The 9,319-nt window shown below is 44.7% G+C and carries 8 protein-coding genes; 4 read left to right on the forward strand and 4 right to left on the reverse strand.

The genetic code is table 11. From position 1 onward, the window contains the following. The first annotated feature begins 25 nt into the window (after positions 1-25). The gene (gene ade, locus ACWJJS_RS08315) at positions 26-1,759 is read left to right on the forward strand and encodes an adenine deaminase (protein WP_369614269.1); all 1,734 of its coding nucleotides are present in this window, start codon (positions 26-28) and stop codon (positions 1,757-1,759) included. Between the two features lie 31 nt (positions 1,760-1,790). Here ade and rnjA read toward each other — a convergent pair whose 3' ends face one another. Then, entirely contained in the window at positions 1,791-3,458 is a 1,668-nt protein-coding gene (rnjA, locus tag ACWJJS_RS08320; protein WP_007409649.1) for a ribonuclease J1, read from the reverse strand. A 5-nt stretch (positions 3,459-3,463) separates the two neighbouring features. Continuing rightward, positions 3,464-3,673 (reverse strand): DNA-dependent RNA polymerase subunit epsilon, encoded by a 210-nt coding sequence (locus ACWJJS_RS08325; RefSeq protein WP_003154548.1) that lies wholly within the window; start codon positions 3,671-3,673, stop codon positions 3,464-3,466. 354 nt (positions 3,674-4,027) lie between these two features. On the opposite strand from ACWJJS_RS08325, the gene ACWJJS_RS08330 reads away from it, so the two are divergent. Continuing rightward, the gene (locus ACWJJS_RS08330) at positions 4,028-4,801 is read left to right on the forward strand and encodes a Cof-type HAD-IIB family hydrolase (RefSeq protein ID WP_003154546.1); all 774 of its coding nucleotides are present in this window, start codon (positions 4,028-4,030) and stop codon (positions 4,799-4,801) included. 33 nt (positions 4,802-4,834) lie between these two features. Here the strand turns inward: ACWJJS_RS08330 and def are convergent, their stop codons facing one another. After that, positions 4,835-5,389: a peptide deformylase gene (gene def, locus ACWJJS_RS08335; RefSeq protein ID WP_071391889.1), complete on the reverse strand. Its 555-nt coding sequence runs from the start codon at positions 5,387-5,389 to the stop codon at positions 4,835-4,837. Between the two features lie 112 nt (positions 5,390-5,501). Next, a complete protein-coding gene (locus tag ACWJJS_RS08340; protein ID WP_032862645.1) occupies positions 5,502-5,678 on the reverse strand; it encodes a YjcZ family sporulation protein in 177 nt (58 codons plus the stop codon). 246 nt (positions 5,679-5,924) lie between these two features. Between ACWJJS_RS08340 and ACWJJS_RS08345 the strand changes: the two genes are divergently transcribed. Both ACWJJS_RS08345 and fabD read left to right on the forward strand, forming a co-directional pair. Further along, entirely contained in the window at positions 5,925-6,563 is a 639-nt protein-coding gene (locus ACWJJS_RS08345) for a YkyA family protein (RefSeq protein ID WP_454023553.1), read from the forward strand. 446 nt (positions 6,564-7,009) lie between these two features. After that, positions 7,010-9,316 carry an ACP S-malonyltransferase gene (gene fabD / locus ACWJJS_RS08350; protein WP_454023475.1) on the forward strand — a complete coding sequence of 769 codons (2,307 nt, stop codon included), beginning with the start codon at positions 7,010-7,012 and terminating at the stop codon, positions 9,314-9,316. The last annotated feature ends 3 nt before the right edge of the window (positions 9,317-9,319 follow it).

A 9,319-nucleotide genomic window follows, 5' to 3' on the forward strand; every position in this document is an offset into this window, starting at 1 on the left:
ATAAAGAAAAAGAGGAGGCCTCATTTTGAACAAAGAAACACTGGCTGAACGGCTGAATGCATCAGCCGGCAGACAAAAAGCCGATACCGTCATTAAAAACGGAAAAATCATGGATGTATTTAACCAGGAATGGATCTCTGCAGATATCGCCATTACGGACGGAGTGATCGTCGGGCTGGGCGAATATGAAGGGGAAGAAGTCATTGATGCAGAAGGCCAAATGATCGTTCCGGGCTTTATTGACGGACATGTTCATATCGAGTCCTCTATGGTTACTCCGATTGAATTTGCTAAAGCCGTCCTCCCTCACGGAGTGACGACTGTCATTACTGATCCTCACGAAATTGCGAATGTTTCCGGAGCAAAAGGCATTTCATTTATGATAGAGCAGGCGAAAAAGGCGCCGCTGAACATCCGTTTCATGCTTCCTTCCTGTGTTCCCGCCGCTAGCTTTGAACGCTCAGGAGCTGTATTAAAAGCCGAGGATTTAAAGCCTTTTTATCAGGAGAAAGAGGTGCTCGGGCTTGCGGAAGTAATGGATTATATGTCTGTTGCGGAAGGTGAAGAGGATATGCTTCAGAAACTGCTTGATGCCAAGCGTCACGGAAAACGGATCGACGGGCATTTAGCCGGACTGTCTTCAGATATCATCAATATATACAGAACCGCAATGGTGTCAAATGATCATGAAGTGACGACAAAAGAAGAAGCGCTGGACAGAATCAGACGGGGAATGTACGTCATGCTGCGCGAAGGATCGGTGGCAAAAAATACGCTCAATGTGCTGCCGGCGGTGAATGAAAAAAACGCGCGCCGCTTTTTCTTTTGTACGGATGATAAGCATGTAGATGATCTGCTTTCAGAAGGAAGTGTGAACCACCAAGTCAAAATGGCGATAAAGGCCGGACTTGATCCATTCCTTGCGTATCAGCTCGCCAGCTTAAATGCGGCTGAGTGCTACGGCCTTGAAACAAAAGGGGCGGTAGCGCCGGGTTTTGACGCAGATCTGCTGTTTATTTCAGATGTACGGGAGGCTGCCGTCACGAAGACCATGGTCGCCGGCCGGACCGTTGCCGAGAACGGGCGAACGGTTGATGAACAGTCTGCCGGTTCCTATTCGCCGGACCAGGCGCTGTTGGATACAGTGCGGTTGAAATCGCCGCTGACTGAATCTGATTTTTATATGCCGATTCATGAGGGCAGGAAAATGAAAGTAATCGAAATGATACCGAATCATTTGGAGACGAGAAAAAAAGAAGTGCCTGCACCGTCTGCTGACGCGTTTCGTTCTGATACAGATAATGATTTATTAAAAATCGCCGTAGCAGAGCGGCACAGCGGCGAAAAAATGATAGGACTCGGGATTGTACAAGGGTTCGGGTTAAAAGAAGGCGCCATCGCCACAACCATTTCTCACGATTCCCATAATATCATCGCCGTCGGTACAAACGATGCCGATTTGGCAAAAGCAATCAACAGGCTCCGTGACACCGGGGGCGGATTAACAGCCGTGAAAAACGGAGAATTGCTTCACTCCGTTCCGCTTCCGATCGCCGGGCTTTTGTCTGATAAGTCGGCGGAATGGGTCAATGACAGCTTGGGCGTGCTTCATGAAAAGCTTCCTCTGCTCGGATTCACCGGTGATTTCAATCCGTTTCTCACCTTATCGTTTTTAGCCCTTCCGGTGATTCCGGATATTAAAATGACGGCGGCCGGTCTGTTTGATGTCAAAGCCTTTCAGCATATTCCGCTGCAATAAAAAAACTGCACTCGTAATGAGTGCAGTTTTTTTAGACCTCCATAATGATCGGAAGGATCATCGGGCGGCGTTTTGTTTTTTCGTATAGGAACGGAGCAAGCGTATCGGTAATTTCGTTTTTAATTTCGGACCACTGCGTTGTTTTCCGATCCATTACTTTCTCCAGATGGTTCGAAATGAGCTGCTGCGCGTCATTGATCAAATCACCGGATTCTCTCATGTATACAAAACCTCTTGAGATTAAATCAGGTCCCGCCGAAACCTTAAAGTCGTCCATATTGATGCTGACAACAACGATAACAAGGCCTTCTTCTGAAAGAATGCGGCGGTCGCGGAGCACGATATTGCCGATATCACCGATTCCGCTTCCGTCAATGTAAACGGAGCCGGACGGAATTTTGCCTGCCACAGCGGCTTCTTCGCCTTTGAGGGCCAGCACTTCGCCATTATCCATGATAAAGCAGTTTTCTTCAGGTATGCCGCAATCAGTCGCGAGTTTGACGTGCATTTTCTGCATTCTGTACTCACCGTGAATCGGCATAAAGAACTTCGGTTTGATCAGGCGGAGCATTAATTTCTGCTCTTCCTGTCCGCCGTGTCCGGATGTATGAATGTCATTCAATGAACCGTGAATGACTTCTGCGCCCGCACGGTACAGCTGGTTGATGGTGCGGCTTACGCTGATTGTGTTTCCGGGTATCGGAGAGGAAGAAAAGACGACTGTATCTCCGGGATTAATGGAAATCTGCCGGTGCGTCCCGTTAGCGATGCGTGATAACGCCGCCATCGGTTCACCTTGGCTCCCCGTACATAAAATCGTTACCTTATTGGCAGGCAAACGATTGATTTCGTTATGCTCAATAAACGTATTTTTAGGACAGGTAATGTAACCGAGATTTTGTCCGATTTCAATAGCCGATTCCATACTGCGTCCGAATACGGCAACTTTTCTGCCGTTTAAAACGGCTGCTTCAATCACCTGCTGAAGACGGTGTATATTCGAAGCGAATGTCGCAAATATAATTCTGCCGTCCACTTTTCGGAAAATATCGTGAATGCTTTCGCCTACGCGGCGTTCTGACATGGTGAAATCAGGCACCTCACTGTTTGTACTGTCAGAAAGCAGGCACAAAACGCCTTCTTTCCCGATTTCAGCCATCTTTGTCAAGTTAGCCGGTTCGCCTACCGGTGTGAAATCGAACTTAAAGTCCCCGGTATGTACGATATTGCCCGGCGGTGTTTTGACGACGATTCCGTATGAATCCGGAATGCTGTGTGTTGTTCTGAAGAAGGATACAGACGTCTTGCGGAACTTCACGATGTCGTCTTCACCGATGATGTTTAATTTGGTCTGTCTTAACAGCCCGTGCTCTTCAAGTTTATTCCGAAGTAAGCCGATCGCGAGTTTACCGCCGTAAACGGGAATATTTACTTGTCTGAGCAGGTACGGAATACCGCCGATATGGTCTTCATGACCGTGGGTGATAAACAGACCTTTAATTTTATCTTCATTTTTTACTAAATACGTGTAATCGGGGATTACGTAATCAATGCCGAGAAGTTCATCTTCCGGGAACTTGATTCCCGCATCAATCAGTACAATTTCATCCTGAAACTGCACCCCGTACGTATTTTTCCCGATCTCGCCCAATCCGCCGAGGGCGAAAACGGCAGTCTGGTCATTTTTTACAAATTTCATTCCGCTCATAACTCCAATACTTTAAAATTTTCGCTCTGCTTCTCATATTCTAAAAAAGCACCGTCCACAGGCTGAACAAATTCAATGTTGTATTTCTGATCTTTCAGTTTCGTTCTGACGTCCCGTTCTGAAACGCCCTCAATGTAAAGTGAATCTGTTTTTTCCCGAACAGGTACTTCGTCAGCCTTCTCTTGATAAAATACCTTATAAATCATCCAAATCTCTCCTTAAATGCCGTATGTTAGACTCGCTTATTCTATTATATTCGAAAACGGATTATAAGGAAAGTCTCGAGCAAAAAAGGGACTTTCAAAAACCGAAAGATCCCTTCTACGCGATGACTTTTTTCCGGAGCATTCCGCCCCACTGTCTTCTGAGTTTCTTCCGTAATCGGCGCAGCATCGTATACCTCCTTTAAAGCCCTTTATAGCAGTAGTATGCGGAAAAAATGAATTTGTTTTCGTGGGTAAAACTGGAATTTGATCAAGGCGGTTTTCCGGAAGAAAAACTTTCTGTATGATGATATTGAAAAAGACACGACTGATAAACGGGAAAAAGGAGAAATTGACATGAAACCAAAACTGATCTTTTTTGATATTGACGGCACGATCTATGACCATGATAAACATATTCCCGATAGCGCAAGAAACGCCGTGACGGCGCTTAAAGAGGCTGGCCATCACGTTTTTATCGCCAGCGGAAGGTCCCCGTTTATGGTAAAACCGATTCTGGAAGAGCTTGAGATTGAATCATTTATTTCATACAACGGCCAGTATGTCGTATTTGAAGGTGAGGTCATTTATAAAAATCCTCTTCCTGAAGATGCGGTTGCGCGTTTATTAAAGCAGGCGGCAGAAGGGGAGCACCCCGTCGTATTTATGGCGGAAGACACGATGAAAACGACCGTCCCCGGACATCCGCACGTCTCGGAAGGAATCGGCAGTCTGAAAGCGCCTTATCCCGAAGTTGATGAAACATTTTATAAAGGAAAAGAAATTTATCAGCTGCTTTTATTCTGCCGCGGACATGAAGAAAAAGCATATGCCGCTTTTCCGGAGTTTGATTACGTCCGCTGGCATGAATTGTCCACGGATGTGCTTCCGAAAGGCGGTTCAAAAGCGGAAGGCATTAAAAGAGTGCTTGAGCGGCTTCCGTACGGCGTAAGTGACACTTATGCATTCGGCGACGGACTAAATGACCTTGAGATGATCCGTTTTGCCGGCACCGGGGTGGCGATGGGAAATGCGGTTCCGGAATTAAAAGCTGCCGCCGATTTCGTCACAAAGCCGGTGGATGAAGAGGGAATCAGCTGGGCCGTCAAAGAACTGGGCCTTTTGAAATAAAGAAAACCGGCACTTTGGGAAGTGCCGGTTTTTTTAACGGTCAATGGCAATGGCGTTTTCAGGTTCTTTGAACGGATCTTCTTTATCGATATGGTCGTAAAACATCACGCCGTTCAGATGATCGATTTCGTGCTGAAACACGATGGCCGGAAAACCTTTGAGGCGGATGTCAATCTGTTCTCCTTCAAGCGTCACCGCCTTCACGCGGATGCGGGCGTAGCGCGGCACATAGCCGGGAATGGGTTCGTCTACCGACAGGCAGCCTTCTCCGCTCGTCAAGTAGCTTTTTTCCACTGAGTGGCTGACGATTTTAGGGTTAAAAAGAGCATAGCTGTATAAAGTGCCTTTCGCATCTTCTGCATGGACGGCGATCATCCGTTTTTTTACGTCTGTTTGCGGAGCGGCAAGACCGACGCCCGGACGAAGGTTGTATTTCTCGGCTAATTCAGGATTTTGGCTGTTTTTCACAAACTCAATCATATCAGCAAGATGCTGTTTTTCTTCGTCAGAAGCGGGAAGCTGAACCTCTTCAGCGATCTCTCTGAGCGCGGGATGTCCGTCGCGTACAATATTTTCCATAGTAATCAAGAAACTTCACTCCTAAAGCTTAATATGTAAATTATAGCGAATTTCTTTATCGCGGCGCAACGAAACAATTGGCCGGCCATAGCAGGCCGGCCGATTTTCATGGTGTATAAGGTCAGCAGCCGCAGCCTAAATAAGCGGCACCGACGATGATTAATAAGATAAACAATACGACGATTAATGCGAATGTGCGGCCATATCCCCCGCCGCAGCCATAACCGTAACCGCCATAACCGTATCCGCCGCCGCAGCAACCGCCGCCAAATCCGCCGCCAAATCCATATCCGTACATAAAAAAACCTCCTCTTTTAATTACGCTGACCCTTTGTCAGCAGGGCCGGCGTCTACTATAAACTATGTAAAAGCCAAAAAGATGTATGGTCATCCGCCCTGTTTTCTCAATTTTTTACGCAAGTATTCTTTGACAGCACCGTAAGCGTCTTTTTACCCGGTCATGCCAATTACAGCTCAGCTATTGTCAAAAAGCGTTCGGGCTTCTATAGTGGAAATTGTCAAGATTGGGGGATTTTAAGTGAATATGATTCAAAAAAAGGTAATAGCAGGAATCGGAGCGCTCGGCGCCGCAAGTATGCTGCTTGCGGGCTGCGGGGGAAAAGATCCGGTTGAATCGCTTCATGACTCGATGGAAAAAGCCGTTCAAGCGGAAAAACCGTTTCAAAAAGAGCAGAAAACATTAGAAAAATTGGAGAAAAAAGAGCACAAGCTTTACGACAGCGCGGTTAAACTGAATATGGATGATTACCAGAAAATCGTCACACTGTCTGATCAGGCTCTGAGCAATGCAAATCAGCGAAAAAAACATCTGAAAGCAGAAAAAGACAGTATTGATGATTCAAAAAAAGCATTTGAATCCGCAAAAAAAACTTCTCAAGAAATAAAGGATAAGAAAGTAAAAGAAAAAGCCGGGCATGCTGTCGCTTTAATGGGGAAAAGGTATGCATCTTATGATCTTTTGTACAAAAAGTACGAAAAAGCCATTTCACTTGATAAGGACCTTTATAAACTGATTAAAGATAAAAAGCTCACATTAGCGCAGCTGGAAGAGCAGATCAGCAAAGTAAACTCAGTTTACGAAAAGGTGCATAAACAAGCAGATGAGTTCAATCAATTTACTAAAGACTACAACAAAGAGAAAGAACTATTATTCCGCGAATAGTATAGTGAAGGCATATCGGCATGGGCTGATGAACTGATAACAACCGAGTTCAGCCGCCTGTAAAATGGCGGCTGAAGAATTGGTATATACGTGTGTTTCCCATTGACAACATGTAAATCATGGTATAGTATTTATTTAGGGAAATATTCACATAAAACCAATCGTTGTTTCGGCACGTTGGAATGTTTTTATTATATTGATATATAAAAAACGGAATGAAAATGCGGTTTTAATTATCAGAAAATTCTATCTATTTATATTTGCGGCAATATGATATTTGTACATGTTTTTGCTTTTAAACCTTTATCCGGCATAAAGGTTTTTTTATTTTGCTTCGTATTGCTTATTAAGTAAATGACAATTTTAAAATTGAAGTGAAAAATGTTGATCAAATCACAATCGGAACGAAAAGAAACGGCAGAAATACGGAACAAGGAGGAAAACAAATGCTTGCTTACGTCTTTCCCGGACAGGGAGCGCAGTTTAAAGGAATGGGCAGAGACTTATTCGATGAATTCAGTGAGCTCATTAAAAAGGCAGATCATATTTTAGGATACTCCATAAAGGATTTATGCCTTTCAGATGAAAAAGAGAGGCTCACTGATACGAAGTATACACAACCTGCAATTTATACAGTGAGCGCACTGCAATATTTAAAGGGTTTAAAAGAAGGGCATACACGCCCTGATGCTGTTGCAGGACATAGTCTGGGTGAATATACTGCGCTTTTTGCGGCCGGCGTTTTTAATTTTGAAACAGGTCTCCGGCTGGTTGCTAAAAGAGGCGAGTTAATGAGTGAGGCTTCCGAGGGCGGAATGGCTGCCGTGATCGGACTGGATGAGCATCACATAAAAAAAATACTTCAAAAGTATGAATTCGGCCAAATAGATATCGCCAATTACAATACATCTTCACAAATTGTGATAGCAGGGGCTGCAGAAGAGATAAAGCGGGCAGCCTCTTTTTTTGAAAAAGAAGGGGCGAAAGCTTATATCGTATTGCAAGTCGGCGGAGCTTTTCATTCTCGTTTTATGGAAAGTGCACAGCGTGAATTTGCGGAATTTATCGAGGAGTTTCATTTTTCTGAATTGAATTTCCCGGTCATCTCTAACTATACGGCAAGACCTTATAAACAAGAAGATATCAAACGGAATTTAATTGAACAAATAACAAACTCGGTGAAATGGACTGAAAGCATCAGGTACTTAATGGGACAAGGCGTCACTGTGTTTGAAGAGATCGGTCCCGGAAACATTCTGACTAAATTAATTCAAACCATACAAAGAGATGAGGAACCGCTTAATATTAGTGCGCCGGAAGACAGTCTCTTGTTTTCTGAAGGGAACAAGGACAATTCGGAAAGCGGGAAAGAGAAGGGCCTCTTGGCCGAAAATATAGAAAGCAGTGCGGCTTCACCGGTGTCCCGATTGGGTGATCAATCTTTCAAAGAAGATTACGGTTTGACATACGCGTATTTGGCAGGTGCGATGCATAGAGGGATCTCTTCCGCTGAAATGCTGATCCGCCTCGGGAAGAAAGGAATGCTGGGGTTCTTTGGCACAGCGGGTTTAACTATAAGGGAAATTGAACAGGCTCTTATTACTATTAAGAAGACACTCAAAAGTGGCCAGCCCTACGGAATGAATCTGCGATTTGAGCCGGATCATCAAGATAGAGAAAAGGAATTGATAGATTTATATATCAAGCATGACGTACGGGTAATAGAAGCGTCTTCGTATCTTTCCGTCAGCGCGCCATTAATTTATTACAAAGCGCATCAGTTGAAGATGGACAAAAGCGGCAGGGTCATACCTCATAATCGGATCATTGCCAAAGTTTCACGGCCGGAAGTTGCGGCCGCATTTCTGAGTCCGCCTCCTCAAAGTATCGTAAAGAGAATGTGTCAGCAGGGTATGCTGACGGAAGAGCAGGCGGAGTGGCTCAGCCGTGTTCCGGCAGCAGACGATATCATTATTGAAGCAGATTGCGGCAGTAATACCGAACAGGGCTCATTGACGGCGATGCTGCCGTTTTTTGTTAACCTGCGGGATGAAATGATGGAAACACACAAATACGCAAGGAAGATCAGAGTCGGGGCCGCGGGAGGAATCGGGACTCCCGAGTCTGCGGCGTCTGCTTTTTTAATGGGCGCTGATTTTATTATGACGGGATCCATTAATCAATGTACAGTTGAAGCAGAAACAAGCGGTTTTGTTAAAGAAATGCTGAGTGAGACAGGAATATGCGATACTGCTTATGCGCCTTCGGAGACTCTGTTTGAGTTCGGAACAAAGGTGCAGGTGCTGAAAAAGGGCACGCTGTTTCCGGTCAGGGCAAATAAATTATTTCAAATCTACCAACAATATGAGTCTTTGAGTGAGATAGATGAAAAGACAAAGATTCAGCTCGAAAATGACTATTTTAACAAGACTTTTGATGAAATCTACGAAAGCATAATAGATAAACAGCCGAACCTGGCCCAAAAAGCTGAGCGCAATCAAAAATATAAGATGCTGTTACTATTTAAGTGGTATTTGCAGAGAGGATGTCTGCTTGCTTTGGAAGGGCAGGAAGAACAAAAGGTGAATTTCCAAGTTCATTGCGGCCCGTCTTTAGGCGCTTTTAATCATTGGGTAAAGGGCACGGATTTGGAATCATGGAGAAACAGACATGTTGATGACATTGGTGAAAAAATGATGAATGAGACCGAAAGTCTGCTAAGGCGCAGATTGGATACGTTATTTCTACACTAAAGA

Source organism: Bacillus sp. JK106 (assembly GCF_053663355.1).

Coding starts and splice junctions, on each gene's coding strand:
- rnjA (WP_007409649.1), bottom strand. CDS start 3,458: ATGAAATTTGTAAAAAATGACCAGACTGCCGTTTTCGCCCTCGGCGGA.
- ACWJJS_RS08325 (WP_003154548.1), bottom strand. CDS start 3,673: ATGATTTATAAGGTATTTTATCAAGAGAAGGCTGACGAAGTACCTGTT.
- ACWJJS_RS08330 (WP_003154546.1), top strand. CDS start 4,028: ATGAAACCAAAACTGATCTTTTTTGATATTGACGGCACGATCTATGAC.
- ACWJJS_RS08340 (WP_032862645.1), bottom strand. CDS start 5,678: ATGTACGGATATGGATTTGGCGGCGGATTTGGCGGCGGTTGCTGCGGC.
- ACWJJS_RS08345 (WP_454023553.1), top strand. CDS start 5,925: ATGATTCAAAAAAAGGTAATAGCAGGAATCGGAGCGCTCGGCGCCGCA.
- fabD (WP_454023475.1), top strand. CDS start 7,010: ATGCTTGCTTACGTCTTTCCCGGACAGGGAGCGCAGTTTAAAGGAATG.